Here is a 26,418-nt window from a genome sequence, read left to right on the forward strand (position 1 = left end):
TTCCCGCCTGCGCGGGAACGACGATGAATTAGGTTCGCCCGCGCGGGAACGACGATGAATTGGGTCCGCCTGCGCGGGAACGACGGCATTTACGCTACGGCGAGTGCGTGCGCATCGTTGGCGACGGGCAGGGCGGCCGCCGGCCCCAGCAGCGCGCGCATGAACGCCCGCTTCGCGCCGCTGCGCGGGCTCGCCCAGAAGCTGTCGAGGGTCGCCTGCGGCACGCCGTCGTAGTCGACGCACAGCAGGTACGGCCGGCCCAGCAGTTCGCTGTGAACATAGCTCGCGAAGCATTCGGCGAAATCGTCATACGGATTCGTCGCGCCGTACAGGCTGGGAAAGTCGCTGCCTTCCAGGCCGGAGTAGGCGGTCAGGATGGCTTCGCTGTCCAGCTTGTTGGTGCCGTAGAAATCGACGACGCCGCGCAGCTCGAAATTCGAGCCGTCCCATGGCACGAAGCGTCCTTGCGCATTCACGCCCCAGCTCAGGTCGAGGAAGGGGAAAGATGCGGCCGGCACCGGCTCCCACCAGCGCGGCAGGAACGTCCCGCCCGCCGTCACGACGTGGCCGAATTCGTGCAGCAGCAGGAATTGCAGGGCGTGCGCGCGGGTGTCGTCGCGCGGTTCCGCGATCGTCGCGGCCAGCGCGAAGCCGGGGCCGCCGAACGGCAGGTTTTCCTTCCACGTCGCCCAGGAATTGGCCGTGTGGTTTTCCAGCAGATCGATATCGAGCAGCACGATGCAGCCGAGGATGCGGCCGTCGACGGCGTCCGCCACGATGTCGGTCACGCCCGACGAGCCGAGCCCGCGGCCCACGCAGACGCCCAGCAGCAGCGGGCTCACGAGGTCGCGCACGGCGGCCGGCATGCCGGCCAGCGCGGCGCGCAGGTCCGCCCGCAGCGCGCCGTCCGGCGTGCACGGGGCGGGCACGGCATCCATGCCGGACGCCATGTTCACCTGATGCACGAATTCGCGCACTTCGTCGGGCAGGGGCAGGATGCGGGTCTCGATGGGCTGGCCCAACTGGGCGCTCCATTGCTGCGGATCGGACGTGTAGATCATGGTGTCGACGTATCGGGATGGCGGCGGGCCGCCGATGTCCCATTAACGGCGCTTCCATCGCCAACTTGACGGTTGGAAATTAAATTCCGAGCGCCGTTGACAGCACGACAAGACCGCACGCACGCCCTTGCTGCCCGTGTTTCGCACCGTATCGATCCCCGCCAGCGTGCGTGTTCCCGGGAGTCGCCCCCCGGAAACCGGGCTTTCTGGCTCGAAATCCGGTAAAATGGGCAGCTTACGGGTGAACCTGCGGCGCTTGGGCGCCCGTTTCGCTCGATAAGGCGCTCGCCCGGGGAACGTCCCGTCCCCCGCACGCGGCGCTTTTTTCGTATTGCGCCGGCGGGCCCTCGGCTGTTATCCGTCCGCACCGGCCTGGCCGCGTGCCGCTCTTTTTGGTTTTGAGTTTGTTAATGAAAAACATACGTAACTTTTCCATCATCGCCCACATCGATCACGGTAAATCGACGCTGGCCGACCGCATCATCCAGCTGTGCGGCGGCTTGTCGGAACGTGAAATGGATGCGCAGGTCCTCGACTCGATGGACCTGGAGCGCGAGCGCGGCATCACCATCAAGGCGCAGACCGCGGCCCTGCAATACAAGGCGCGCGACGGCCAGACCTACAACCTGAACCTGATCGACACGCCGGGCCACGTCGACTTCTCGTACGAAGTCTCGCGCTCGCTGTCCGCCTGCGAAGGCGCGCTGCTGGTCGTCGACGCGTCGCAGGGCGTGGAAGCGCAGACCGTCGCCAACTGCTACACGGCGCTCGACCTGGGCGTGGAAGTCGTGCCGATCCTGAACAAGATCGACCTGCCGCACGCCGATCCGGACAACGCCAAGAAAGAAATCGAGGACGTGATCGGCATCGATGCGTCCGACGCGACCACCTGCTCGGCCAAGACCGGCCTCGGTGTGGAAGACGTGCTCGAGACCCTGATCGCCAAGGTCCCGCCGCCGCAAGGCGACCCGGACGCGCCGCTGCAGGCGCTGATCGTCGACTCCTGGTACGACTCCTACGTCGGCGTCGTCATGCTGGTGCGCGTGGTCAACGGCACGCTGCGCCCGAAGGACAAGATCCTGCTGATGGCGACGGACTCGGTGAACCTGGTCGAGAACATCGGCGTCTTCACGCCGCGCTCGGTCTCGCTGCCGGAGCTGTCGGCCGGCCAGGTGGGCTTCGTCATCGCCGGCATCAAGGAACTGACCGCCGCCAAGGTGGGCGATACCGTGACCCTGGCCAACCGTCCGGCGCCGGCGCCGCTGCCGGGCTTCAAGGAAGTCCAGCCGCAAGTGTTCGCCGGCCTGTTCCCGGTGGAAGCGAACCAGTACGACGCGCTGCGCGACTCGCTGGAAAAGCTGAAGCTGAACGATGCCGCCCTGATGTACGAACCGGAGGTGTCGCAGGCGCTGGGCTTCGGCTTCCGCTGCGGTTTCCTCGGCCTCTTGCACATGGAAATCGTGCAGGAACGCCTGGAACGCGAATTCGACATGGACCTGATCACGACGGCGCCGACCGTGGTGTACGAGGTCGAGATGCGCGACGGCTCCATCGTCCGCGTCGACAATCCGTCCAAGATGCCGGAGCCGTCCAGGATCAACGAAGTGCGCGAGCCGATCGTCGACGTCAATCTCTACATGCCGCAGGAATACGTGGGTGCGGTGATGACACTGTGTAACGGCAAGCGCGGCGTCCAGATGGACATGGCCTACCACGGCCGCCAGGTCAAGCTGCACTACGAAATCCCGATGGCCGAGATCGTGCTGGACTTCTTCGACCGCCTGAAGTCGACGTCGCGCGGCTATGCCTCGATGGACTACGAGTTCAAGGAAAACCGCGCGGCCGACGTGGTCAAGGTCGACATGCTGATCAACGGCGAGAAGGTCGATGCGCTGGCGATCATCGTGCACCGCGCCAACGCGCCTTACCGCGGGCGCCAGGTGGCCGCGAAGATGCGCGAACTGATCCCGCGCCAGATGTTCGACGTGGCGATCCAGGCCGCGATCGGCGCGACGATCATCTCGCGCGAGAACGTCAAGGCGCTGCGCAAGAACGTGCTGGCCAAGTGCTACGGCGGCGACGTCAGCCGCAAGAAGAAGCTGCTGGAAAAGCAAAAGGCCGGCAAGAAGCGCATGAAGCAGGTCGGCTCCGTGGAGATTCCGCAAGAGGCCTTCCTGGCCATCCTCCAAGTGGAAGAAAAGTAAGGAAAGAATAACAAGCGATGAACCTGCAACTGATCCTTGGCAACTTTGCCTTAATCCTGTTCGTGGCCATGGTCGTCACCGGCGTCATCTGGTGCCTGGACGTGTTCGTGCTGGCCAAGCAGCGCCGCGCGAAAGCGGATGCGGCCCTGGCCGAGTACGACGCGCGCCTCGCCAAGCTGACCGCCGACGGCATCAAGCTGGACAACGGCAACCGCGCCGTGCTGGAAGCGTCGATCCTGCGCCAGCCGACGTGGGTCGAATATTCCGGCAGCTTCTTCCCCGTGATCGCGCTCGTGTTCGTGCTGCGGTCCTTCCTGTTCGAGCCGTTCAAGATCCCGTCGTCGTCGATGGTGCCGACCCTGCTCGTGGGCGACCTGATCCTCGTGAACAAGTTCGACTACGGCATCCGCCTGCCGGTGATCAACAAGAAGATCGTCCAGATCGGCAATCCGCACCGCGGCGACGTCATGGTGTTCAAATACCCCAAGGATCCGAGCCAGGACTACATCAAGCGCGTGATCGGCGTGCCGGGTGATAAAATCACCTACGAGAACAAGCGCCTGACCGTCAACGGCCAGCCGATCGAGTACCAGCCGATGGACGATTACCTGGACGACGAGCGTCCGGTCTACCACAAGCAGTTCCTGGAAAAACTGCCGGCCGCCCCGCACCGCATCCTGAACATGGACGGTGCGCGCACGATCAACCTGAGCGCCGTGGAAGATTTCCCGCATCACGAAAATTGCACCTATTCCTACGATGGATTTACCTGTATCGTACCGGAGGGCAATTATTTCATGATGGGCGATAACCGCGACAACAGCGCAGACAGCCGCTACTGGGGCTTCGTGCCGGACAAGAACATCGTCGGCAAGGCTGTGTTTGTTTGGATGAACTTCGGCAACCTGAAGCGCATCGGCGGTATCCACTGAGCCGGACGCGGAGGGTGAGATGACAAGCAGCAAACGGTATCGGATCGGCGCGGAGAGCGGTGTCTCGCTGTCCGGCCTGATCGTCGTGTTGATCGTGCTGGGCGCGGTGGCGCTGGTAGCCATCAAGGTGGTCCCGGCGTTGTTCGAATACCGGGCCGTCAAGGATTCGATCGTCAAGGCGAAGGCGGAAGCCGGCACCGGCAGCGTGCGCGACATCCAGCAAGCCTTCGACAAGAATGCCGGCGTCAACGACGTCGACGCCATCTCCGGGCACGACCTGGTGATCACGCGCGACGGCGGCGATACCGAAATCAGCTTCTCCTACGAGAAGCGGATCCCGCTGGCGGGCAATGTCAGCCTGCTGTTCGACTTTGCCGGCACCACCGACCCGAGCGGCGTCGTCGCCGCCAAGGCCGATACGAAGTAACACAGCCGGGAGGGCGCGCGATGGGATCGGCGCGCGGCGCCGGCCCATTAGATTGGTACGACAATGAATCTTCAGTTATTGCAAACCCGCCTAGGCTATACGTTCCGGGACCCCGGCCTGCTGCAGCAGGCGCTGACCCACCGTAGCCACAGCAGTGTGCATAACGAGCGCCTCGAATTCCTCGGCGACTCGATCCTGAACTGCGTCGTCGCTTCCATCCTGTACGACCGCTTCAACAACCTGGCGGAAGGCGACCTGTCGCGCCTGCGCGCCAACCTCGTCAAGCAGCAGTCGCTGTTCGAGATCGCCCAGAAGCTGGAGCTGTCGCAATTCCTGCGCCTGGGCGAGGGCGAGCTGAAATCCGGCGGCTTCCGCCGACCGTCGATCCTGGCCGATACGCTGGAAGCCCTGCTGGGCGCCATCTTCCTCGACAGCGGCTTCGACGCGGCGCGCGCCGCGATCCGCGCGTTTTATATTCCGCTGCTCGATTCCGTCGATCCGCGCACGCTCGGCAAGGACGCCAAGACGCTGCTGCAGGAATTCTTGCAGAGCAAAAAGATCTCGCTGCCGACCTACAACGTCGTCGCGACGCACGGCGCCGCCCACAGCCAGGAATTCGAGATCGAATGCCTCGTGCCGAAACTCGGCATCCAGGTGTTCGGCCGCGGCGGCAGCCGCCGCGCCGGCGAGCAGGCCGCGGCGCGCCTTGCGCTCGAAACGGCCGAGCAGCTGTTGCAGAAGAGCCCGTCCACGGCGCGCAAGTCGCGGCCCCGTTCCGCCCAGCTGAAACTGGCGGGCATCGCCACCGACCAGAGCGAGCTGACGGTGCAGGCCGAGGAGCCGCAGTCGCAGCAGAAACCATCACAGCCCCAGAAGTCAGGAAACACGCCAGCATGAACACGGAAACCACCCCCAACGACGCACCCGAAGAAGGCACGCAGCCGGAAGGCTTCCGCTGCGGCTACATCGCCATCGTCGGCCGTCCGAACGTGGGCAAGTCGACGCTCATGAACGTGCTGATCGGTGCCAAGGTGTCGATCACGTCGCGCAAGGCGCAGACGACGCGCCACCGCATCACGGGCATCCAGACCCGCGACGACGCCCAGTTCATCTACGTCGACACGCCAGGCTTCCAGACCCGCCACGCGAACGCGCTGAACAAGACGCTGAACAAGACGGTGTCGAACACGCTGACGGCATCCGACGTGATCCTGTTCCTCGTCGAGGCCGGCACGTTCGGCCCGGCCGACCAGCAAGTGCTCGACCTGTTGCCGAAGAACGTGCCCGTCATCCTCGTCATCAACAAGTCCGACCGCATGAAGGACAAGGCCGAGCTGATGCCGTTCGCGGCCAAGGTGGCGGGCCTGCGCGATTTCACGGCCGTCGTGCCCGTGTCCGCGAAGCTGCGCTTCCAAGTCGATGCGCTGGAAGGCGAGATCAAGCGCCACCTGCCCGAAAATGCGCCGATCTTCGGCCCGGACGACATCACGGACCGCAGCGAGAAATTCCTCGCGGCCGAGATCGTGCGCGAAAAAGTGTTCCGCCTGCTGGGCGACGAGCTGCCGTACACGAGCACCGTGCTGATCGAGCAATTCCTGCAGGAAGGCAATCTGCGCCGCGTGTTCGCCGCCATCCTCGTCGAGCGCGACACGCACAAGTCGATGATCATCGGTAACAAGGGCGCGCGCCTGAAAGAGATTTCCACGCAGTCCCGCCTCGACATGGAAAAACTGTTCGGCGGTCCTGTCTACCTGGAAATCTGGGTCAAGGTGAAATCCGGCTGGGCCGACAACGAAGCGGGCCTGCGCGCTTACGGCTACGAGTGAAGCCGGGGTAAGATAGCCCGCATGCCCAGCCACGACGACGAACTCATCGACAACGACCAGGACGCGCATGCAGCCGCGCCGCACGCGGCGCCCGCCGGCGCCAGGCGCCGCGCGCCCGTGCGCGAAGGCCGCATCAACGGCCAGCCCGGGTTCGTGCTGCACAGCTATCCGTACAAGGAAACGAGCCTCATCGTCGACATGTTTACGCGCGACCACGGCCGCATCGGCGTCGTGGCGAAGGGCGCGAAACGGCCGACGTCGAAGCTGCGCGGCGTGCTGCAGACCTTCCAGCCGCTGTCCGTGTCGTTTTCCGGCAAGTCCGAGCTGCGCACGCTGATCGACGCCGAATGGGTCGGCGGCATGCTGCCGCTGGAAAAGGCCGCGCTGCTGTGCGGCTTCTATCTCAATGAACTGCTGGTGAAACTGCTGGCGCGCGACGATCCGCATCCCGCGTTGTTCAACCATTACGTCTCGACCCTCAATGAACTGACGCACGGCGAGCCGGCGCCGATCGCCTTGCGAAAATTCGAACGGGCCTTACTTAAGGAGACCGGGGTCGCCGCCGACCTCACGCGCTGCACGACGACGCGCGCGGCCGTCGAGCCGGACGGCCTGTACGTCGTCGATCCCGAGCGCGGCGCACGCACGGCGGCGGCCGTGGAGTCGTGGCCGATCGTGTCCGGCAAGACGCTGGTCGACATGGAGCGCGAACACTACGCCGACCCGCAGACGCAGGCGCAGAGCAAACAGCTGATGCGCTTCCTGCTGGCCTATCACCTGGGCGGCGCGCCGCTGAACACGCGCCAGATTTTGATCGACCTGATGCAGCTTTAACACCAAAAGAATACGAGAATACGACCATGAGCTTCCTGCAACCCGCCGGCCAGGTGATCGACCTGGGCGTGAACATCGACCACATCGCCACCGTCCGCAACGCGCGCGGCACCGTCTATCCCGACCCGCTGCGCGCCGCGCTGATCGCCGAGCAGGCGGGCGCCGACCTGATCACCCTGCACCTGCGCGAAGACCGCCGCCACATCAAGGACGCCGACGTCCTCGCCATCCGCCCGCAGCTGGCGACGCGCATGAACCTGGAAGCGGCCGTCACGCAGGAGATGATCGACTTCGCCTGCAAGGTGAAGCCGCAGGACGTGTGCCTCGTGCCGGAGCGCCGCGAGGAAGTGACGACCGAAGGCGGCCTGGACGTCGTCCGCTACCAGAAGGAAGTCGAAGCCGCGGTCCGCCAGCTGAAAGGCGAGGGCATCCGGGTGTCGCTGTTCATCGATGCGGACGACGCGCAGATCGCCGCCGCCGCGCAGGTGGGCGCCACGGTCATCGAGCTGCACACGGGCCGCTACGCCGAGGCCGGCAACGCGGACGAACTGGCGCGCGAACTGGAGCGCATCAAGCTGGGTGTGCGCGCCGGCGTGAGGCACGGCCTGCGCGTGAACGCGGGCCACGGCCTGCACTATGCGAACGTGCAGCCGATCGCGGCGATTCCCGAGATCCATGAACTGAACATCGGCCACGCGATCGTCGCGCACGCGCTGTTCGCGGGCTTCGAAAACGCCGTGCGCGAGATGAAGGCGATCATGGTCGCCGCGCGCCTGGGCGTGTCGTACGCCGCGCACGGAGCCGGGCAGTGACGATCTACGGGATCGGCACGGACATCGTCCAGATCTCGCGCGTCGCGGCGGCCCTCGCGCGCAGCGGGCCGCGCTTCGCCGAAAAGATCCTCGGCCCCGAGGAACTCGTCAAATACCACGCCCGCCGCGCCAAGAACGACGTGCGCGGGCTGCGCTTCCTGGCCACGCGGTTCTCGGCCAAGGAGGCGTTCTCGAAAGCGATCGGCCTGGGCATGCGCATGCCCATGACGTGGCGCTCGGCCCAGATGCTCAACGCGCCCAGCGGCAAGCCGGTGATCGTGTGCAGCGGGGCGCTCGACGAATTCATGCGGACGCACCGCCTCACGGCCCAGGTGACGATCAGCGACGAGGCCGACTACGGCGTCGCGTTCGTGATCGTCACCCAGGCCCCGGAAGGAGCGTCCGCGACGTAGCAGGTGCAGCGGAAGTGAAAGACGAAGTCGTAGTACCGGCCAGGCCGAAGACGCCGCGGCGCGCGCCGCGGCCGGCCCCGGCCACCATGCCGCGCGCCCGTCCGGACGCGTGGCAAGCCATGAAAGAGGAAATGATCGCGACGATGACGAAGGATGCCGAATCTCCCGCGCGCCCCAGCGAGGAAGCGCGCGAACAAGTGCTGGCGACGGTGGCCAGGCTGCCCGACCTGCCGGGCGTCTATCGCTATTTCGACGGCGACGACAAGGTCCTGTACGTCGGCAAGGCGCGCAACCTCAAGAAGCGCGTGTCGAGCTATTTCCAGAAGACGTTGTCGAGCCCGCGCATCGCGATGATGGTGTCGCAGATCGCGCGCCTGGAAACGACGGTGACGCATAGCGAGGCCGAGGCCCTGATCCTGGAAAACAACCTGATCAAGAGCCTGAAGCCGCGCTACAACATCCTGTTCCGCGACGACAAGTCGTACCCGTACCTGAAACTCACGGGCGGCGCCTTTCCGCGCATGGCCTATTATCGCGGCGCACTGGACAAGAAGAACCAGTACTTCGGACCGTTCCCGAGCGCATGGGCCGTCAAGGAATCCATGCAATTGCTGCAAAAGGTGTTCATGCTGCGCACGTGCGAGGACAGCGTCTTCGCCAATCGCACGCGGCCGTGCCTGCTGCACCAGATCGGGCGCTGCAGCGGCCCGTGCGTGGAGCTGATCGCGCCCGAGGACTACCAGCGCGACGTCGACAACGCGGCGAAATTCCTGCGCGGGCGCCAGACCGAGGTGCTGGAAGAACTCGAGAGGAAGATGCTCGCCTATGCCGAGGACCTGAAATTCGAACAGGCGGCCAGCGTGCGCAACCAGATCCAGGCGCTCTCGCGCGTGCTGCACCAGCAGAGCATGGAGACGACCGGCGACGCCGACGTCGACATCATCGCCGTCGTCGTGCAGGGCGGCCGCGCCTGCGTCAACCTGGCGATGGTGCGCGGCGGCCGCCACCTCGGCGACCGCGCCTATTTCCCGACCCAGGTGGGCGAGGCGATGGATGAATGCCCCATCGAAGTGGAGGTGCTGGCCGCGTTCCTGGCTCAGCACTACGGCGACAAGTTCGTGCCCGGCACGTTCATCCTTAACATCGAGTTCGACCAGCCCGAGCTGATGATGGCGCTGACCGAGCAGTGCGGCCACCGCATCAATCTCGTGTTCCAGCCGCAGGGCCAGCGCCGCCAGTGGCTGGAGCTGGCGCAGAAGGGCGCGGAGATCTCGCTGGCCCGCCTGCTGTCCGAACAGGGTTCGCAGCAGTCGCGCACGCGCGCGCTGGCCGATGTTCTCGGCCTGGACAGCGAGGACCTCGACGCGCTGCGCATCGAATGCTTCGACATCAGCCACACGGCCGGCGAAGCGACGCAGGCGTCGTGCGTCGTGTTCCACCACCACCAGATGCAGAACGGCGAATACCGGCGCTACAACATCGCGGGTATCACGCCGGGCGACGACTACGCCGCCATGCGCCAGGTCCTGATGCGGCGCTACGAAAAGGTGGCGAACGGCGACGGCGTGATGCCGGACATCGCGCTCATCGACGGCGGCAAGGGGCAGGTCGAGATGGCGCGCCAGGTGTTCACGGAACTGGGGCTAGACATCGCGTCCATCGTCGGCGTGGCGAAAGGGGAGGGGCGCCGCGTCGGCTTGGAAACCTTGATCTTCGCCGACGGCCGCGCCGCGCAGGAACTGGGCAAGGAATCGGCCGCGCTGATGCTCGTGGCGATGATCCGCGACGAGGCGCACCGCTTCGCCATCACGGGCATGCGCGCCAAGCGCGCCAAGACGCGCCAGGCGTCGCGCCTGGAAGAGATCGAGGGCATCGGCGCCAAGCGCCGCCAGAAGCTCCTGGCGCGCTTTGGCGGGCTGCGCGGCGTGGTCGATGCGAGCGTCGAGGACCTGATGTCGGTGGAGGGCATTTCGAGCACGCTGGCCGAGGAGATCTACCGGCAGCTGCACTGAAGTGGGCTCAACTGGTTTAAACGGCAAGAGCCATGTAGACTAGCGCGCACAAACTCAACAAGTGCAGTACCGATCCGCCTCACCCATGCCTTTCAATATTCCGATTCTCCTGACGTGGCTACGCGTCGCACTCATCCCGCTGGTCGTCGGTGTCTACTACCTTCCCGATCACTGGCTGCACGTGGCCGACCGCAACCTGGCCTCCACGCTCGTGTTCATCGTGGCCGCGATCACCGACTGGTTCGACGGCTATCTGGCCCGGCGCTGGAATGAGACGTCGGCGTTCGGCGCCTTTCTCGACCCCGTGGCGGACAAGCTGATGGTGGCGGGCGCGCTGCTCGTGCTGGTGCAGCTGGGCCGCGTGAACGCCATCATCGCCTTCATCATCATCGGCCGCGAGATCACGATTTCGGCGCTGCGCGAATGGATGGCCGAGATCGGCGCGCGCAAGTCCGTCGCGGTGAACTCGCTCGGCAAGATCAAGACGGCCGCGCAGATGGTCGCGATCCCCATGCTGCTGTTCCACGACCCGCTGTTCGACGGCACGCTCGACATTCACCGCTGCGGCGAACTGCTGCTGTGGGTCGCGGGCGTGCTGACGGTCTGGTCGATGTTTTATTACCTGCGCCGCGCCTGGCCGCTCATCAAGGAAAAGTCCGGCGCCGTATAGCTTTACGACATTCATCCTTGACACATAGCTCAGCATCTCTATAATGCCTGCCTGTTGCGAACGACATCGCGGCAAACGGAACGAAGCGGGAGTAGCTCAGTTGGTAGAGCGCAACCTTGCCAAGGTTGAGGTCGAGAGTTCGAGACTCTTCTCCCGCTCCAGAGTTTGCAGGTGATTGATGGTCGTAACAAAAAGGTTGTCTTGGAAATCAGTAAAAAATCTGAGATAATCGCAAGTTCCAGCGACGCGGGAGTAGCTCAGTTGGTAGAGCGCAACCTTGCCAAGGTTGAGGTCGAGAGTTCGAGACTCTTCTCCCGCTCCACTCATCGGCAGATGAGGCTGGGGCAGCAAATAGTAGGTAGTAAGACTCCATGCGGGAGTAGCTCAGTTGGTAGAGCGCAACCTTGCCAAGGTTGAGGTCGAGAGTTCGAGACTCTTCTCCCGCTCCAGTGTTTTACGGCAGTGCGTGATGAACTCCTAAGCGGGAGTAGCTCAGTTGGTAGAGCGCAACCTTGCCAAGGTTGAGGTCGAGAGTTCGAGACTCTTCTCCCGCTCCAGTGATTCACGAATAGCAGTACCGATGCGGGAGTAGCTCAGTTGGTAGAGCGCAACCTTGCCAAGGTTGAGGTCGAGAGTTCGAGACTCTTCTCCCGCTCCAGTTACAGAGAAGCCAGCCTTCTCGCGTCGTTGCGACAGCTAACCGGTCGCTTCGATAGTCAAAGTCTTCCTCCGGCGAGGTAGCAAAGCGGTTATGCAGCGGCCTGCAAAGCCGTGTAGATGGGTTCGACTCCCATCCTCGCCTCCATCTATCTCATGTTGTCTTAAGGCTCTGATTCAAATCAGATTTAAACCCATGCCTACGACGAAATGAGCACACCAACTGCGGTTTCGTGTAAGCGCCATCTGCGCGCCGTCTGGACTGCATGGGACACTTCATAGAGCGGCCGGTGCAGCTAAGCCATCAAGGTAAGCGTCGTCTCTGCATCGTGTAGACACTCGGCAGCTTCAGACGCAAAGTAGTCCCCAGTATTTTTGGTGGGGACTATTTTGGTAGGTGAAGCAGAACAAAAGAAGCGCCGACGCAGCACGAACTATCCGCTGGAGTTCAAGCGGCAGCTGGCACAGCTAGCATGCGATGAGTCGATATCGGTAGCCCAGTTGGCGATGCAGCATGGGCTGAACACGAACATGCTATTTCGCTGGCGCCGTCAACTGCGTGCCGGCTTGCTCGACACGACCACCCAGTTTCTGCCAGTGGCGGTGACGACCGAGCCGAAAGAACCGCCCGGTTTCGGTGCCGGTGGTGCCGACAGCATTGAGATCCAGTTGGGCCAGGCCAGAGTCTGCATTCGCGGCGCGCCCGACCCGGCGACATTGGCGCTGGTACTGCAGGGTTTGCGTCCATGATCGGGCTGCCCGCGGGTACGCGAATCTGGCTGGCGGCCGGCGTGACCGACATGCGCTCCGGCTTCAACGGCTTGGCCGTGAAGGTGGCGACGGCCCTGCAGGAAGATCCGTACAGCGGCCACGTGTTCGTATTCCGCGGGCGGCGCGGCGATCTGGTGAAGGTGCTGTGGTGGACCGGTGACGGCCTGTGTTTGCTGTGCAAACGGCTCGAGCGCGGGCGCTTCGTCTGGCCACAAGCCAATGAGGCACGGTGACGTTGACGCAGGCCCAGCTCTCGATGCTATTGGAAGGAATCGACTGGCGCCGGCCCGAGCGTACCTGGCGCCCGCAGTCAGCCTTGTAAACGTGGCACGGTCCGCGTAAACTGGGCCGCATGCTTGACGCCGCCCACCTGCCCGACGATATCGCCGCATTGAAGGCCATGCTGCTGGCCAGCGAAGCGCGCGTGGCGCACTTGTCCGCTGAACTATCGACACGCACCGCCGAAATCGAGCACCTGAAGCTGGTGCTGGCCAAGCTGCGGCGCATGCAGTTTGGCCGCCGCTCCGAGAAGCTCGACCAGCAAATCGAGCAACTGGAACTCAAGCTCGAGGACCTGGAGGCCGAAGCGGCGGTGGCGGAAGCACAGGCGCCTGTGGAGATGGCGCCGCACCGATGTCTCCGGACAAAATGTTCAGGGAAGTCGCATTCGACCCGGCAGGTCTGGATGCGCTGGTCGGCTATTACGCGCTGTCGCCGCAATCAGGCGTCCAAGGCGTCCATTTCACAAAAGAAGATGGTCATCTGTGGGCACAAGGAACGGGCCAGCCCCGGATTCCTGTATTCGCTTATGGTCAACGCAGTTTCTTTGCGAAGGCGATCAATGCCCAGTTCACCTTCGATGTACCGGGCAAGGATGGCATCGTCGCAGGTGGCGTCCTCCACCAGGGGGGGGCATGATATTCCCGCGCCGCGGGTGGCGCATCGAGCGCCGCCGGCGGAAGCGCTGGCCAAGTTCGAGGGCGAGTTTTACAGCGATGAACTGCACGTGCTGTACACGGTCGCGTTAGGGAAGGACGGCTTGACGCTGACTTACCCGCGCGGCACGGCTTCCCTCGATGCCAAGGGAAAGGACGAATTCGGCGCCAGTTTCCTCTTTGGGGGCGTCAACCTCGACTATCAATGCAGCCCGAAGTCCGGTTGCACTGGTTTTTCACTCAGCACCAGCAGGGCATGGAACCTGCAATTCACCCGCGTCGACCTCACGCCGGTGAAGCCTCGTTGATACCGGCGTCGTCATGCTACGGGACCGTATCTTGTGCGCTGAAGGCAACAAGAAGCGCCTGAGCGACCTCCATGCGGCGTACCGGCGGTTAAACAGAGGTGTAACTTTTCATCCAGTCCCAAGTCGCTGGACCGTGCTGCTTCGTGTGCCGACTCACCTGAACTTCGTGTCGGTGCAGCCGGCGGCAGGCCGATGTGATGTGCGGACCGCAACGATGGCGCCGGTCTCTCGATTCTTGACGACTAAAAGCGCATTGTTGCGGCGTTAAATACGAGATTTACCCTGGCCTGTCCTTGCGCTCGCGTCCTTTCCGACGGTTGCCCTGGTGATCCTGCGGCTCCCGTAGGTGCTCGACAAGAAAGTCGATGAACGCCCGTGCGCGGATCGTCTGATTGCGCTTGCTGGGATAATAAACAAACAGGTCTGCGGCAGGCAGGTCGAACTCGGGCAGCACGATTTTCAGCCGTCCGCTGTCGAGGTATTTCGCCAGGTCCCATTCCGATCGGATCAGGATACCGTGGCCGTCCAGCGCCCAGCCGAGCACGATGTCGCCGTCGTTACTCGACAGCATGCCGTGCACCTTGACCACTTCGCTGTGGTCGTGGTGCATGAAGCGCCAGATGCCATAGGCGTCGTCGTTCTGCCGGTGGATGATGCAGCGATGGTTGACGAGGTCCGCCAGGTTCCTCGGTGTGCCATGGCGCTCCAGATAGCCTGGAGAGGCGCACAGGAAGCGCCGGTTCGACATGATCTTGCGGGCATTGAGCCGTTTGTCCGGTAAAGCGCCAAACCGGATCGCCAGGTCGAAGCCGCTCTCGACCAGGTCGATGGGCTTGTCGGTGACTTCCATCTGGACTTCCACTTCCGGATAGCGCGCACCGAACGCGGACACCAGCGGCGCGATCGTCGTGCGCCCGAAACCCAGGGTCGCGTTCACGCGCAGCAATCCACGCGGCGTGGACCGCGCTTGCGCCACCGCGTCTTCCATTTCCGTGATCTCGGCCAGGATACGGGTCGCATACTGCAGATACGTCTCGCCTTCGCTTGTCAGGCTGAGCGTGCGCGTGGTCCGGTTGAGGAGCCGGACACCCAGCCGGCTCTCGAGCGTGGCCAGCCGCTTGGTGGCTGCCGGCGGCGTCAGGTCGATGGCCCGCGCCGCCGCGGCAAGACTGCCGTGCTTGGCCACGAGCACGAAAAACTGCATGTCGGAGGTCGGATCATTCTTCACTCGAACGCATTTCATAATTGAATCTGGGAGAATTATAGGCGCTTTCAGACGCCTTAATCTACGGTTTTCCGACACCTGATCGCATCCAGGACATGCGATTGTCCTTAGGAGACTCCCGTGACAATCGTAGAAATCCGTGAAAAGACCGTTCCCATCAGCTCGCCGATCCGGAACGCATACATCGACTTCAGCAAGATGACGCTGAGCCTGGTCGCCGTGGTTACCGACGTGCTCCGCGATGGCAAACCGGTCATCGGCTACGGCTTCAACTCGAATGGCCGCTACGGTCAGGGCAAGCTGATGCGCGAGCGCTTCATCCCGCGCATCCTGGAAGCCGACCCGGCTTCGCTGGTCGACGCCGCCGGCGCCAACCTCGATCCGCACAAGATCTGGAACTGCATGTTCACCAACGAGAAGCCGGGCGGCCACGGCGAGCGTTCGGTGGCCATCGGCACTATCGACATGGCCGTGTGGGACGCGGTCGCCAAGATCGAAGGCAAGCCATTGTTCCAGCTGCTGGCCGACCGCTACGGCAACGGCAAGCCGGACCGCAAGATCTTCGTGTACGCAGCCGGTGGTTACTACTACCCGGGCCAGGACCACGACAAGCTGAAGGATGAAATGCGCAGCTACATCGACCGCGGTTACACGGTCGTGAAGAAGAAGATCGGCGGCGCCTCGCTGGACGAAGACCTGCGTCGGATCGACAGCATCCTGTCGGTGCTGAAGGATGGCCAGAAGCTGGCGGTGGACGCCAATGGCCGCTTCGACCTCGATACCGCGATCCGGTACGCAAAAGCGCTGTCGCAGTATGACCTGTTCTGGTACGAAGAGCCTGGCGACCCGCTCGACTTCGAGCTGCAGGCGACCCTGCGCAACTACTACAAGAACCCGATGGCGACCGGCGAGGACCTGTTCTCGATGCAGGACGCGCGCAACCTGATCCGCTACGGCGGCATGCGCGCCGACCGCGACTGGCTGCAGTTCGATTGCGCGCTGTCGTATGGCCTGGTCGAGTACCTGCGCACCCTCGACATGTTGCGCGAGCACGGCTGGTCGCCGGGCCGCTGCATCCCGCACGGCGGCCACCAGATGTCGCTGAACATCGCGGCCGGCCTGGGCCTGGGCGGCAACGAGTCCTACCCCGACCTGTTCCAGCCGTACGGCGGCTTCCCGGACGGCGTCAAGGTCGACAACGGCTACATCACGATGCCGGACCTGCCGGGTATCGGCTTCGAAGGCAAGACCGACCTGTTCGCCGAAATGCAGAAACTGTCGGCGTAATCGTCGCGTGACCATCAGCGCCCGGCAAAAGAGGCGCGTTCGACACCATTCGATCGATAGGGCGGCGGGCACCGCCGGGTGAAACCGGGCATCAGGCCTACACCGGCAGCAGCTTCAGGTCGAACAAGCGCTCCCCCAGCCACACGGCGGCCACCAGCATGATCATCCCCGACCCGCCCACCAGGACGACGCGCCGGTAGAACCACGTGCTGCGCATCAGGTAGGCGAGGGGCAGGAAGGCCGCGACGATCGCCAGCTGGCCGATCTCGACGCCGAGGTTGAAGCCGACCAGCGACGCCGCCAGTGCGCCCGGCTGCAGTCCGAGGTCGGCCAGGACGCTGGCGAAGCCGAAGCCGTGCACGAGGCCGAACAGGAAGGCCGCGGCCCAGCGCCGCCCGCGCGCGACGGGCAGCACGTTGTTCAGCGCCGCCAGCAGCACCGACAGGGCGATCGCCGATTCGACCCAGCGCGAGGGCAGCGCCACGAAGCCCAGTGCGGCGAGGCTCAGCGTGATCGAGTGCGCGACGGTGAACGCCGTCACGATCTTCAGCACGTCCGTCAACGCCGCGCGCATGCCGCACACGGCGCGCCAGCCGCGCCCGTCGCGCACCAGCACGGCCGGCAGCAGCAGCGATACGAGGAACAGGATGTGGTCGTAGCCGACCCAGATGTGCAGGATGCCGTAGCGGACGTAGGCCAGGAAACCGCTGGCCGCGCCGCCCGCGCCTTCGTCGACCGTGGCGCGCGGGTGGTCGCTCCCGAGCACCAGGGTGCGTACGCTATCGCCGTTGCGCACGCTGACCAGGCCCTTGTGCTGCGGGTCGACGTCGGCGAACAGGCGATAGTCGATCGCGAGCGGACCGTCCCGCGGACAGTGGGCGGCGAAGGCCAGCACGGTGTAGGTGCCGTCCGTGTGGGTGTCGACCAGCTGCCTGCCCGGCACGAGTGCGCAGGCGGCGCCGCCGCGCGCAAGGTGCAGGCGCGCCAGCGCATACGCGGCGATCGCGGCGTGGCGGTTGCGGACCTCGTCCCAGGTCAGCTGGCCGTCGTTGTCGGCGTCGAGGCCGATGGCGTAGTCCAGGTCGCGCAGCGCGATGTCCCACTCGCCCTGCACGTCGGCGCTGGCCTTCTCCGTCGTCAGGCGCAGGTAAGAGTCGCTCGGCTTGTGCGCGGCGGCGGGCAGCGACCACGTCGCGCCGGCGAGGAAGATGCAAAACAGGATCCACAGGCGTTTCATGCCTTGCCTCCGCGCGGGTTGAATTGCGAGTCGAATTGCGCGGCGAGGCGCGCGAGTCGGACGTCTTCCACATGCGCGCTGCGCATCCAGTCGAGTACCGGACGGGCGCTCGCGGCGTCGTGCGCGGCGAGCGCCGCTTCCAGCAGGATGCGCGCGTCGGCCGTCTCCTTCTGCACGTCCCAGTTGCGCCGCGCGATCGCCAGCGCGCGGCTGGTGTCGCCGCGCAGGGCCAGCTCGAAGCGGGCCTGTTCGCGCAGGTGGACGCCGTCGCCGCGCCGCTCGCCCGCGTCGAAGCGGGCCGCCAGCTCCGCCAGTTCGGGTGCCAGGTCGCGTGCGCGGCCGGCCCCGCGCAGTGCGAGCGCGTGGCGCAGCAGCAGGCCGTCCACGCGCGCATGCGGCGCCAGCAGCGCCGCCGCCTCGGGATAACGGCCGGCGTCCAGCAGGAAGTCGGCATAGGCGCCCAGCAGATAGGTGTCGCGCGGCGCGAGCCGCAGCGCGGCGCCGAAGCGCCCGTCGGCGGTCGCCGCGGCACCGCGGCGCTGTGCCATTTCGGCCAGCATCGTGAGCACCCAGGCGTCGACGGCGGGCGCCTCCACGCCGGCGCCTGCGCGCGCGCGCACCGCCGCGAGCAGGCGTTCGCTGGCGGCCAGGCGCCCGTTCACGGCCCCCACGTTGGCGATGCAGGCCGTGGTCACCAATTCGTCGGCGAGGCTGGACAGGCGCGCGCAGCTCCGCGTGGCCGCGGCGTAGTCGGCGCGCACGGTTTCGACGGTGGCGCGGGTCAGCCAGGCCTGGGCGTTGTCCGGCTGCTGGGCCGTCAATCCGGCGAGGTCGGCCAGCGCCTCGGGAAATCGGTGTTCGCTCTGCAGCAGCGTGGCGCGCAGCAGGCGCACGGGCGGCGGCGGCGCGGCCAGGCGCCACCACGGGCCCAGCGCGGCTTGCGCATAGCCGTAGTAGCGCGGGTCGGCTTCGCGCCGCCCGGCTTCGATGTAGCGGCGTGCGACGTCGACCGCGCGCGCCAGGTCGCGCGGCGCTTCCTGCAGGCGCGCGCGCAGCGCACGCAGTTCGCGCTGCTGCGGATCGGCGCGCCAGGGCAGGACCTCGAGCACCTCGGCGCCGCTGGCCGGCAGGCGCGGGGCGGCGGCGGCCCCGGCGCCGGCGCAAGCCAGCAGCGCCGCCGCCAGGGTGCGGATGGCGGCGCCGGCCTTCATTGCACCGCCTGCGGCTCGGTGTCGTCGGGCATGGTCGGCGCCGCGTCGTCGAGCGCCAGCGGCTCGGCGTCGTCCGGCGCGCTCGCGACCAGGCTGGCGACCTGGGCCGTGAACTTGTCGGCGGCCGGCGTGCCGCCACCGGACGCGGGCGGCGGCGGCGGGGTCATGGCGACGCCGTCGTCGTGGTCGCTGCCGCCGCACGCGGACAGCAGAGCGCCGAGCAGCATCATGCATGGCAAGAGTTTCCTCATGATCGTCTCCTTCGCGGGCTCATTGCTGCGGCGAACCCGCCAGCGGGGTCTTCAGGTACGGGAAGCCGTTCGTGAAGAAGCTGTCGTCCAGGTACGCGCCATCGGTGAAATGCAGGCCGCCGGCCGGGGCATCGGACGGGGCGCAACCCAGGTTCAGCGTGCACAGCTTGCCCATCACGACGCGCAGGGCGATGTCGACCACGTCGTCGCCCGGACGGCGTCCGTTCGGGAAGCCGGCGTTGTCGCCGTCGATCACGCCCAGGCGTTTCTGGGCCCCCATCGCCGCCGGGGCGATCGACATGTTCAGGCGCAGCATCTCGGACGGCGTCACCTTGAGCGGCTGATTCAGGCCCTTCACGCCGGTCAGGAACGCGGTCACGAGGTCGTTGCGCGGGAAGTTGGTCGGGGCCTTGGCACCGGCATTGCCGTACAGGATCTCGATCAGGGCGGGCAAGGTCGGATTCGTGACGTAGTCGGCAAACTGGGCATCGTTCATCGGCTTGCTGGCGTTGAAGCGGTCCTTGTCCTTCAGGCCGATCACGACTTCGTTCACGAGCGGCATGCCCAGACGCGACACTTGCGTCCACGCGCCGCCTTCCTTCGACGCGCCGGCGCCGGCCGGGGCCGGGTTCAACAGGCGCGCCTGGCGCATGCTGGCCGTGGTCCAGCCGCCGATCACCGGATCGCCGCCGGCCATGAGGCAGGAGGCGGCGACTTCGAGCTCGATGCTGGTCACGTTCTTGCCGGCCAGGTCATCCTTTGCCGCCTTTTCGGCGTTGGCCGCGAACTCGGTGGCCGGCGCCTTGATGTTGATGAGGTCGAACGTCTCGCCCAGGTTCACGACGAACGGGTCTTTGCGCTGGCCGACGAACATGCGTGCCGGCGTCGAGCAGCCGGGGACGTTGACCGTGTAGACGTGCTTGGCCGCGTACGCCGCGTAGTTCGGGATCGACTTGTTGCCGATGTTGTCGAGGGGTTTGTCGAAGGCCGCGCCGCCGTCGGTCGCATTGGTCACCGGACTGCGCTGTCCGGAACGGCGGTCGCCGCGCACCACGTTGACGGTATAGGTTTCGCGCACGTTGGCGCCGGAGGCGTTCGGGTCGGCGATGGCGCCGCCGTTGATCACGAGCGGGATCGATACCTTCTTGCCGCCGACGGTCAACTGGGCGTCCTTGTTCGCGTTCTGGAACCTGAACTGGAAGGTGATGTCTTCCCTGGCGTCGCCGTTGTTGTCGATGTGGATCTCGTACAGCGCGTCCGGGTCCATCATGAAGTAGTTCGGGCCGGCCTGCGGATCTTGCAGCGGCACATAGTTCGCGATCAGCGTCACGAAGCCTTCGCGGCCCGGCTCGTAACTGCGGAACATGTAGAAGTCGGTGGCGTCGACTTTCGGCTGCTTCGTGATGAACGGTGCTTCCCTGTGGCTGGACGCCTGCGCCGGCACCTGGATCGCGGCGCCGGCACAGATGGCCGCCACCCATACGCGCAGCGCGCCGCCGCCGGCGGTTTTCGATGTCTTCTTTTGCAACATGATTCCCCCTCTCTTGCTTGGTCAAGGTTGATGATTGAGCACGAATGCATTCCTTATACGAAGCAGGGAGGCGGGTGGATTCAGGGTTTTGAAAAAATAGTCGACATGTCCCGTGAACCGGCGCGTTGCAGCGGCGCGTTGTCGTAAGAGTTCACGGTTGCGGGCGCCGGCCGTGCGGTCGGCGTCGTACCGACACGCTGGTGCCGCTTCGGCGCCCGTGGTCCGGGTTTACAATGGTTAACGATAACAAAAATGACTCGTCGGCGCCTCGTCCGCGGCCCGGGCCACAGGCATGAACGGTCGCCCGCGGCGGCCGGGAGAGCCGTGCCGGGGGCCCGACAAAGCGGGCGCGAGCCGGCAAGTACGGCCGGAACCGGCCGCCGCGCCGCTGGCCGCGGGCGTGCCGTCCATGCGTCGCAGCGAAAAATGATAAACGGGAATGGTTGTTTTTACTATCAGGGTCCGACCTATAATCGATCCGATTTGTTATCGATATCTAAAACGGCGGAAGGCACCCACGCACGCTGCGGATCAACGAATCAAACATATAACGAGACCACTCGTATTACTTGGAGGAGCAGAAGATGAATCAGAAACACAGCATCGGACCGCGCATGTCGATCGTCGCCATGGCACTGGCCCAGGCTTTCGCGACGCAGGCGCTGGCGCAGCAGGCGCCGGCGGAGAACACCGTCGTCGTCACGGGCATCCGCGCGAGCGCGCAGTCGTCGCTGGCGATCAAGCGCGACTCGATGGAAGTCGTGGACTCGATCTCGGCGGAAGACATCGGCAAGCTGCCGGATCCCAACGTGGAAGAGACGCTCACCCGCATCCCGGGCGTGCAGGGCTACCGCTACGGCGGCGAAGGCGCGTCGCCCTCCGGCAACGGGTCCGGCCTGACCATCCGCGGCCTTTCCGGCCAGACGGCGTCGCAGGTCAACAACCGCGCCTATTTCACGGCCGGCTCGCGCGAGTTCAACCTCGAGGACGCGATCCCCGGCATGATCGCCGGCGTGGACGTCTACAAGAATCCGTCCGCCGAACACATCGAAGGCGGCATCGGCGGCCTGGTGAACATCCGTACGCGCAACCCGAGCGATTTCAAGGGCCTGACCGCCACGCTGACCACCAATGCCCGCTACAACGACCTGGCCAAGAAGGCCGACCCGGAAGTGTTCGGCCTGGTCGCCAACCGGATCAACCTCGGCGGCGGCTCGCGCATCGGGGTCATGGCCGCGTTCGCGTTCCAGAAGAGCACGGGCCGCTCCGACAGCAACCCGGCCAACCGCGGGCCGGACTTCCGCCGCGTGGTGGGGGCCGACACCCCCGAGTATGCGCAGCTGGCGGCGGCCAACACGGGCAACGACCCGGGCAAGCCGATGGCGAAATACGTCGGCCGCAACGACGTCAGCTATCTGGCGAGCGTGCCGCTGCGTCCGACGTCGGCCACGGTCGGCGCCAACATGCCGGATACGACCGGTTTGACGGCGGCCCAGGCTGCCAACATCATTTCCACGACCGCCGTCAACGCGAATCTGTTCCAGGAAACGATCATGCGCGAGCGCAAGGGCATGAACCTCGCGGCCGACTACCGCGTGGATAACAGCCTGCGTTTCTACGTCGAGAGCAACTACACCTATTACTTGTACCACCAGAACTATCGCTTCATCTGGGCCGATACCGGCAACAACGTCCGCAACCTCAAGACGGCGCCGTTCCCGGTCACCGAAAGCATGGTCAACCGCAATTTCAACGGCGGCAGCGACGACGTCCTGTCGTCCAGCCGGCTGCTGGGCGGCACCTGGATGGATTCCGGGATCCGTCCATGGGGCGGCGACGAGCACAGCCCGTACTCGACGTGGATCGGTGCCGGCGGCGCGGAATGGAATCCGACGAATGCGCTGGCGCTGAAGGCCGATTTCTCGTACATCAAGTCGGACCGGCGGCAGGATAACCGCCGCGTCGAAATGGCCGGCGCCGCCGGCACGGCGTGGGACGTGACGCGTTACGCGGACGGCGAGCCGCACCAGATGACGTACGGCGGGCCGAGCCTGTCCGACCCGGCCAATTTCGTGTTCAGCGGCTTTCCGCTCGGCTGGCAGCACTGGGACGACAAGGGCAATGCGACGGCGCTGAACGGCGCCTACTCGCTGGAGTCGGGCTTCTTCGACAAGATCAAGTTCGGCACCCGCTACGCCACCCAGCAAAGCCTGTACACGAACCGGGGCTTCGGATCGATGAACCTGACGACGGACGGCAAGCCGCTGGCCGCCGACCGCTCGAATGCCATCCCGGCGTCGTCGAAGACGGACATGCTGCAGACCGCGCCGACCAACTACATGCGCGGCTTGGCCGGCTATGCGGGCGGGTATGTCGTCTGGAACCCGGACCGCCTGCTGGGCAACCAGGTCAGCGCCCAGTTCCCGAACGCCGGCATCCCGGACGAGAACAACTTCCCGGAAAACGGCTCCGCACGCCGCCTGATGAAGGAGAGCACGCTGGCCGGCTACTTGGTCGGCGATTTCTCGGCGCTCGACGACCGGCTGAAAGGCAATGTGGGCGTGCGCGTGGTCCGCACCAGGTCGACGGCCCAGGCCCGCAACCTCAGCCTGACGCAGCCGGGCACGCTGGTCGACTACGCGCGCACGACGACCTATAACAACGTCCTGCCGACATTGAACGCGACCTACGACATCCAGAAGGACTTCCTGGCCCGCTTCGGTTTCGGCCGCGGCATGACCCGTCCCGACCTGGGTTCGCTGAACCCGTCCATCACCATCGATACGGGCCTCGGCACCGCGAACATGGGCAATCCCGACCTGCGCCCGCAAACGGCCACCAGCTACGACTTTTCGCTGGAGCGCTATTTCAGCGCGACGAACTATGTGTCGGCCGCCGTGTTCGACAAGCAGATCAAGGGCTTCTTCAGTTCGGTCGCGCAGTGCATGACGGTGCCGTTCGCGCCCCTCTACGGCGGCACCGCGAACAACTGCCCGAACGGCCAGTACATGACCTCGCAGCAGGTGAATGCGGCGCCCGGGTATGCGCGCGGCGCGGAGTTGTCCGGCCAGTGGTTCTTCGGCGGCGACAACTGGTGGAAGAACTTCGGCGTGGCGGGCAACTACACCTACGTCAAGACGTCCAACCCGGTCAACTACGGTACCGCCGTGGCACCGGTCTGGATCACGTCGGCACAGCCGCTGGCGTCCAAGAACAGCTACAGCATCTCGGCGCTGTATGAAGACAGCAAGCTGTCCGGCCGCCTCGTGTACACGTGGCGTTCGTCCCAGCTGCTCGGTGCCGTGAATGCGGTGAATCCGTTGGGCAGCGGCTATGTCGGCGCCTATGGCCTGCTCGACGCGTCGCTGAACTACGCGATCGACGATCACCTGACGCTGACCCTGAACGGCTCGAACCTCACCGACAAGGCGCCGAACCGCTACGTCGGCGAATCGCCGAACTTCGAACCCAACCTGCTGGCACAGTACTTCGACAACGGCCGTACCATCAGCGTGGGCCTGCGCTACAAGTTCTGAGTTCGCGGCGGCAGCTGGCCCGATCGGCGCCCGCTGCACATCGATGGAGAAGTGACATGACGAGCAAGACGGTGATCTTCCTGGCATCTGCCATCCTGAGCATGGCGGTCCAGGCGCGGGCGGCCGATGCGTTCCGGCCGGGCGACCTCTGGCCCGACGACGAGGGCGTGCACATCAATGCGCACGGCGGCGGCATTCTCGAAGACCGCGGCGTGTATTACTGGTTCGGCGAGCACAAGGTCGCGGGCGAGGCCGGCAACCGCGCCCAGGTCGGCGTGCACGTGTACAGTTCGCGCAACCTGACCGACTGGCATGACGAAGGCATCGCGCTGGCCGTCAGCGACGATCCGGCCAGCGACATCGTCAGGGGCGCGGTCATCGAACGGCCGAAGGTGGTCCACAACGCGAAGACGGGCAAGTTCGTGATGTGGTTCCACCTCGAACTCAAGGGCCGGCGCTACGATGCGGCGCGCGCGGGCGTCGCCGTGGCCGACCGCGCGGCCGGACCGTATGTCTACCAGGGTTCGTTCCGCCCGGACGCCGGCGCCTGGCCGGTGGACGTGGCACCGGCTGACGAGGATCCCGCGGCGTCCTTCCTCGCGCGCGACCACGTCGGCGGCCAGATGGCGCGCGACATGACGCTATTCGTGGACGACGACGGCACGGCCTACGACATCTACGCGTCCGAGGAAAACCATACGATGCACGTGTCGCGCCTGAGCGGGGACTACCTGCGCAGCGGCGGGCAGTATGCGCGCGTGGTGTCCGGCGGCGACGACGAAGCGCCGGCCATGTTCAAGCATGGCGGCAGGTACTACCTCGTGACGTCGGGCCTGTCCGGCTGGAAGCCGAACGCGGCCAGGTCGTACGTGGCGGACAATGTCTTCGGCCCGTGGCGGGCGCTCGGCAATCCCGTGCGCGGCACGCCGGCGCAGCAGAACACCACGTTCGGCGGCCAGTCGACCTATGCGCTGACCCTGCAGCGCAACGGCTGCACGCGGCATATCCTGATGTTCGACGTCTGGCGGCCGAAGGATGCCATCGATGGCCGCTACGTGTGGCTGCCCGTGGAATGGGAGGGCGACCGGCCCGTCGTGCGCTGGCGCGACAGCTGGACGCTGGACGACCTGGACAAGCTGCCGTGCGACGGCCCCGGCGACGCGCATCCCGGGCAGCGCTCCGCACAGGGGGCATCGTGACGACGGCGCCTGACGCACGCGCGACGGTATGGGACGTCGCGCAGCGGGCCGGGGTGTCGGCCATGACGGTCTCGCGCGTCATCAACGGCGCGCCCACCGTCAGCGCCGCGAACCGCGAAAAAGTCATGCGCGCGATCGAGGAGCTGCAATATCGGGTCAACGTCGCGGCGCGCGCCGCGCGCATCGGCACGGTCCGCGTGGGCCTCCTGTACAGCAACCCCAGCGAGGCATTCCTCAGCGCCTTCCTCGTCGGCGCGCTGGGCGAATGCGGACGCAGCGGCGCCCACCTGATCCTGGAGAACTGCGGCGACCTGCGCGGCCAGCGCGTCGCCATCGACCGCCTGATCGCGAACGGCGCCGACGGCATCCTCGTGCCGCCGCCCCTGTGCGACTCGAAGGCGGCGATGCGGCAGCTGTCCGCGCTGGGCGTGCCCACGCTGGCGGTGGCGACGGCCCGGCCGTCGCCGCGGATGTCGGCCGTGCGCATCGACGACTACGAAGGCGCGAAGACGTTGACGAATTACCTGCTGTCGCTGGGTCACGTGGACATCGGCTTCGTCAAGGGCGATCCCGAGCACACGCCGGCCCAGCTGCGTTACCAGGCCTTCATCGATACCATGCGCGAGGCCGGCCACGCGGTCCGGGCCGAACGCATCGCCCAGGGCATGTTCACCTACCGCTCCGGGTTGCTGGCGGCGCGCGAGCTGTTGTCGCACCCGACCCGTCCCACCGCCATCTTCGCCAGCAACGACGACATGGCGGCGGCCGTCGTCGCCGTCGCGCACGGCATGCACCTGCGTGTCCCGGACGACGTCGCCGTCTGCGGCTTCGACGATACGCCGGTCGCCACCGCCGTGTGGCCGGAGCTGACCACCATCCGCCAGCCGATCACGGACATGGCGCGCGGCGCCGTCGCGCTGCTGATCGAGCACATCCGCTCGCAGCGCCGGGGCCAGGCCTGCGTGCCGCGGCACCGGCTGATGCCGTACGCGCTGGTCGTGCGCGACTCCACCGCCGGGGCCGCGGCCGGTGACGGTGCCGGCAGGCGGAGATAGCCGGCGTCGCTGATCTCCCCTCGG

22 protein-coding genes, 6 tRNA genes and 1 pseudogene are annotated in these 26,418 nt (G+C 65.7%); 23 read left to right on the top strand and 6 right to left on the bottom strand.

The window, feature by feature from the left end; genetic code table 11:
* Positions 1-89: 89 nt before the first annotated feature.
* Positions 90-1,061: a hypothetical protein gene (locus U9J41_RS01690; protein ID WP_322399857.1), complete on the bottom strand. Its 972-nt coding sequence runs from the start codon at positions 1,059-1,061 to the stop codon at positions 90-92.
* Positions 1,062-1,471: 410 nt separating this feature from the next.
* On the opposite strand from U9J41_RS01690, the gene lepA reads away from it, so the two are divergent.
* The 19 genes and pseudogenes from lepA to U9J41_RS01785 form a co-directional block, all read left to right on the top strand.
* Positions 1,472-3,265, top strand: a complete 1,794-nt coding sequence (lepA, locus tag U9J41_RS01695) for a translation elongation factor 4 (RefSeq protein ID WP_322399858.1) — start codon at positions 1,472-1,474, stop codon at positions 3,263-3,265.
* 17 nt (positions 3,266-3,282) lie between these two features.
* Complete coding sequence (lepB, locus tag U9J41_RS01700) at positions 3,283-4,197, top strand: signal peptidase I (RefSeq protein ID WP_322399859.1); 915 nt, start codon at positions 3,283-3,285, stop codon at positions 4,195-4,197.
* 19 nt (positions 4,198-4,216) lie between these two features.
* Positions 4,217-4,624 carry a DUF4845 domain-containing protein gene (locus U9J41_RS01705; protein ID WP_322399860.1) on the top strand — a complete coding sequence of 136 codons (408 nt, stop codon included), beginning with the start codon at positions 4,217-4,219 and terminating at the stop codon, positions 4,622-4,624.
* 63 nt (positions 4,625-4,687) lie between these two features.
* On the top strand, positions 4,688-5,521 hold the full coding sequence (rnc, locus tag U9J41_RS01710; RefSeq protein ID WP_056436102.1) for a ribonuclease III: 834 nt from the start codon (positions 4,688-4,690) through the stop codon (positions 5,519-5,521).
* Entirely contained in the window at positions 5,518-6,450 is a 933-nt protein-coding gene (era, locus tag U9J41_RS01715; RefSeq protein WP_322399861.1) for a GTPase Era, read from the top strand. Before rnc ends, era begins: the two co-directional genes overlap by 4 nt.
* 21 nt (positions 6,451-6,471) lie before the next feature.
* Positions 6,472-7,284, top strand: coding sequence for a DNA repair protein RecO (gene recO / locus U9J41_RS01720; protein ID WP_322399862.1), 813 nt, complete (start codon positions 6,472-6,474; stop codon positions 7,282-7,284).
* A gap of 26 nt (positions 7,285-7,310) precedes the next feature.
* Positions 7,311-8,096 (top strand): pyridoxine 5'-phosphate synthase, encoded by a 786-nt coding sequence (gene pdxJ, locus U9J41_RS01725; protein WP_322399863.1) that lies wholly within the window; start codon positions 7,311-7,313, stop codon positions 8,094-8,096.
* On the top strand, positions 8,093-8,509 hold the full coding sequence (acpS, locus tag U9J41_RS01730) for a holo-ACP synthase (RefSeq protein WP_322399864.1): 417 nt from the start codon (positions 8,093-8,095) through the stop codon (positions 8,507-8,509). The genes pdxJ and acpS overlap by 4 nt, the downstream gene beginning before the upstream one ends.
* A 143-nt stretch (positions 8,510-8,652) precedes the next feature.
* The gene (uvrC, locus tag U9J41_RS01735) at positions 8,653-10,521 is read left to right on the top strand and encodes an excinuclease ABC subunit UvrC (protein ID WP_322400137.1); all 1,869 of its coding nucleotides are present in this window, start codon (positions 8,653-8,655) and stop codon (positions 10,519-10,521) included.
* 85 nt (positions 10,522-10,606) lie between these two features.
* Complete coding sequence (pgsA, locus tag U9J41_RS01740) at positions 10,607-11,191, top strand: CDP-diacylglycerol--glycerol-3-phosphate 3-phosphatidyltransferase (RefSeq protein WP_322399865.1); 585 nt, start codon at positions 10,607-10,609, stop codon at positions 11,189-11,191.
* An 85-nt stretch (positions 11,192-11,276) separates the two neighbouring features.
* A tRNA-Gly gene (locus U9J41_RS01745) sits at positions 11,277-11,352 on the top strand.
* Positions 11,353-11,437: 85 nt separating this feature from the next.
* Positions 11,438-11,513, top strand: a tRNA-Gly gene (locus tag U9J41_RS01750).
* A gap of 51 nt (positions 11,514-11,564) precedes the next feature.
* Positions 11,565-11,640: transfer RNA gene (locus U9J41_RS01755), tRNA-Gly, on the top strand.
* Between the two features lie 32 nt (positions 11,641-11,672).
* Positions 11,673-11,748 (top strand) — tRNA-Gly (locus tag U9J41_RS01760).
* 25 nt (positions 11,749-11,773) lie between these two features.
* Positions 11,774-11,849: transfer RNA gene (locus tag U9J41_RS01765), tRNA-Gly, on the top strand.
* Between the two features lie 73 nt (positions 11,850-11,922).
* Positions 11,923-11,996: transfer RNA gene (locus U9J41_RS01770), tRNA-Cys, on the top strand.
* Positions 11,997-12,238: 242 nt separating this feature from the next.
* Positions 12,239-12,598: an IS66-like element accessory protein TnpA gene (tnpA, locus tag U9J41_RS01775; RefSeq protein ID WP_322399866.1), complete on the top strand. Its 360-nt coding sequence runs from the start codon at positions 12,239-12,241 to the stop codon at positions 12,596-12,598.
* Entirely contained in the window at positions 12,595-12,852 is a 258-nt protein-coding gene (gene tnpB / locus U9J41_RS01780) for an IS66 family insertion sequence element accessory protein TnpB (protein WP_425259851.1), read from the top strand. Before tnpA ends, tnpB begins: the two co-directional genes overlap by 4 nt.
* 119 nt (positions 12,853-12,971) lie before the next feature.
* A pseudogene (locus U9J41_RS01785) lies at positions 12,972-13,238 on the top strand (transposase domain-containing protein); the annotation flags it as partial.
* Between the two features lie 901 nt (positions 13,239-14,139).
* Here the strand turns inward: U9J41_RS01785 and U9J41_RS01790 are convergent.
* Entirely contained in the window at positions 14,140-15,090 is a 951-nt protein-coding gene (locus tag U9J41_RS01790; protein WP_322399867.1) for a LysR substrate-binding domain-containing protein, read from the bottom strand.
* A gap of 117 nt (positions 15,091-15,207) precedes the next feature.
* Between U9J41_RS01790 and U9J41_RS01795 the strand changes: the two genes are divergently transcribed.
* Positions 15,208-16,374 (top strand): mandelate racemase/muconate lactonizing enzyme family protein, encoded by a 1,167-nt coding sequence (locus U9J41_RS01795; protein WP_322399868.1) that lies wholly within the window; start codon positions 15,208-15,210, stop codon positions 16,372-16,374.
* A 97-nt stretch (positions 16,375-16,471) separates the two neighbouring features.
* Here U9J41_RS01795 and U9J41_RS01800 read toward each other — a convergent pair whose 3' ends face one another.
* Genes U9J41_RS01800 through U9J41_RS01815 form a run of 4 tightly spaced genes read right to left on the bottom strand, consistent with a single transcriptional unit; the run spans position 16,472 to position 20,604 of the window.
* Entirely contained in the window at positions 16,472-17,611 is a 1,140-nt protein-coding gene (locus tag U9J41_RS01800; protein WP_322399869.1) for a HupE/UreJ family protein, read from the bottom strand.
* Positions 17,608-18,822: a hypothetical protein gene (locus tag U9J41_RS01805; protein WP_322399870.1), complete on the bottom strand. Its 1,215-nt coding sequence runs from the start codon at positions 18,820-18,822 to the stop codon at positions 17,608-17,610. Before U9J41_RS01805 ends, U9J41_RS01800 begins: the two co-directional genes overlap by 4 nt.
* Positions 18,819-19,073: a hypothetical protein gene (locus U9J41_RS01810; protein ID WP_322399871.1), complete on the bottom strand. Its 255-nt coding sequence runs from the start codon at positions 19,071-19,073 to the stop codon at positions 18,819-18,821. The genes U9J41_RS01805 and U9J41_RS01810 overlap by 4 nt, the downstream gene beginning before the upstream one ends.
* A gap of 19 nt (positions 19,074-19,092) precedes the next feature.
* A complete protein-coding gene (locus U9J41_RS01815) occupies positions 19,093-20,604 on the bottom strand; it encodes a DUF4331 domain-containing protein (RefSeq protein WP_322399872.1) in 1,512 nt (503 codons plus the stop codon).
* 584 nt (positions 20,605-21,188) lie between these two features.
* Here U9J41_RS01815 and U9J41_RS01820 point away from each other — a divergent pair.
* Genes U9J41_RS01820 through U9J41_RS01830 form a run of 3 tightly spaced genes read left to right on the top strand, consistent with a single transcriptional unit; the run spans position 21,189 to position 26,394 of the window.
* A complete protein-coding gene (locus U9J41_RS01820) occupies positions 21,189-24,140 on the top strand; it encodes a TonB-dependent receptor (protein WP_322399873.1) in 2,952 nt (983 codons plus the stop codon).
* 56 nt (positions 24,141-24,196) lie between these two features.
* Positions 24,197-25,339 (top strand): glycoside hydrolase family 43 protein, encoded by a 1,143-nt coding sequence (locus U9J41_RS01825; protein ID WP_322399874.1) that lies wholly within the window; start codon positions 24,197-24,199, stop codon positions 25,337-25,339.
* The gene (locus U9J41_RS01830) at positions 25,336-26,394 is read left to right on the top strand and encodes a LacI family DNA-binding transcriptional regulator (protein ID WP_322399875.1); all 1,059 of its coding nucleotides are present in this window, start codon (positions 25,336-25,338) and stop codon (positions 26,392-26,394) included. Before U9J41_RS01825 ends, U9J41_RS01830 begins: the two co-directional genes overlap by 4 nt.
* Positions 26,395-26,418 lie beyond the last annotated feature (24 nt).

The sequence above is a fragment of the Massilia luteola genome (assembly GCF_034420155.1).
GTDB lineage: Bacteria > Pseudomonadota > Gammaproteobacteria > Burkholderiales > Burkholderiaceae_D > Telluria > Telluria luteola.

Bases quoted from the DNA above. Each gene is read 5' to 3' on its own strand.
- U9J41_RS01810 (WP_322399871.1), bottom strand. From the start codon at position 19,073: ATGAGGAAACTCTTGCCATGCATGATGCTGCTCGGCGCTCTGCTGTCC.
- U9J41_RS01705 (WP_322399860.1), top strand. From the start codon at position 4,217: ATGACAAGCAGCAAACGGTATCGGATCGGCGCGGAGAGCGGTGTCTCG.
- U9J41_RS01805 (WP_322399870.1), bottom strand. From the start codon at position 18,822: ATGAAGGCCGGCGCCGCCATCCGCACCCTGGCGGCGGCGCTGCTGGCT.
- pdxJ (WP_322399863.1), top strand. From the start codon at position 7,311: ATGAGCTTCCTGCAACCCGCCGGCCAGGTGATCGACCTGGGCGTGAAC.
- recO (WP_322399862.1), top strand. From the start codon at position 6,472: ATGCCCAGCCACGACGACGAACTCATCGACAACGACCAGGACGCGCAT.
- lepA (WP_322399858.1), top strand. From the start codon at position 1,472: ATGAAAAACATACGTAACTTTTCCATCATCGCCCACATCGATCACGGT.
- era (WP_322399861.1), top strand. From the start codon at position 5,518: ATGAACACGGAAACCACCCCCAACGACGCACCCGAAGAAGGCACGCAG.
- U9J41_RS01690 (WP_322399857.1), bottom strand. From the start codon at position 1,061: ATGATCTACACGTCCGATCCGCAGCAATGGAGCGCCCAGTTGGGCCAG.
- U9J41_RS01815 (WP_322399872.1), bottom strand. From the start codon at position 20,604: ATGTTGCAAAAGAAGACATCGAAAACCGCCGGCGGCGGCGCGCTGCGC.
- rnc (WP_056436102.1), top strand. From the start codon at position 4,688: ATGAATCTTCAGTTATTGCAAACCCGCCTAGGCTATACGTTCCGGGAC.
- lepB (WP_322399859.1), top strand. From the start codon at position 3,283: ATGAACCTGCAACTGATCCTTGGCAACTTTGCCTTAATCCTGTTCGTG.
- U9J41_RS01800 (WP_322399869.1), bottom strand. From the start codon at position 17,611: ATGAAACGCCTGTGGATCCTGTTTTGCATCTTCCTCGCCGGCGCGACG.
- U9J41_RS01820 (WP_322399873.1), top strand. From the start codon at position 21,189: ATGAATCAGAAACACAGCATCGGACCGCGCATGTCGATCGTCGCCATG.
- U9J41_RS01825 (WP_322399874.1), top strand. From the start codon at position 24,197: ATGACGAGCAAGACGGTGATCTTCCTGGCATCTGCCATCCTGAGCATG.
- uvrC (WP_322400137.1), top strand. From the start codon at position 8,653: ATGACGAAGGATGCCGAATCTCCCGCGCGCCCCAGCGAGGAAGCGCGC.
- tnpB (WP_425259851.1), top strand. From the start codon at position 12,595: ATGATCGGGCTGCCCGCGGGTACGCGAATCTGGCTGGCGGCCGGCGTG.
- pgsA (WP_322399865.1), top strand. From the start codon at position 10,607: ATGCCTTTCAATATTCCGATTCTCCTGACGTGGCTACGCGTCGCACTC.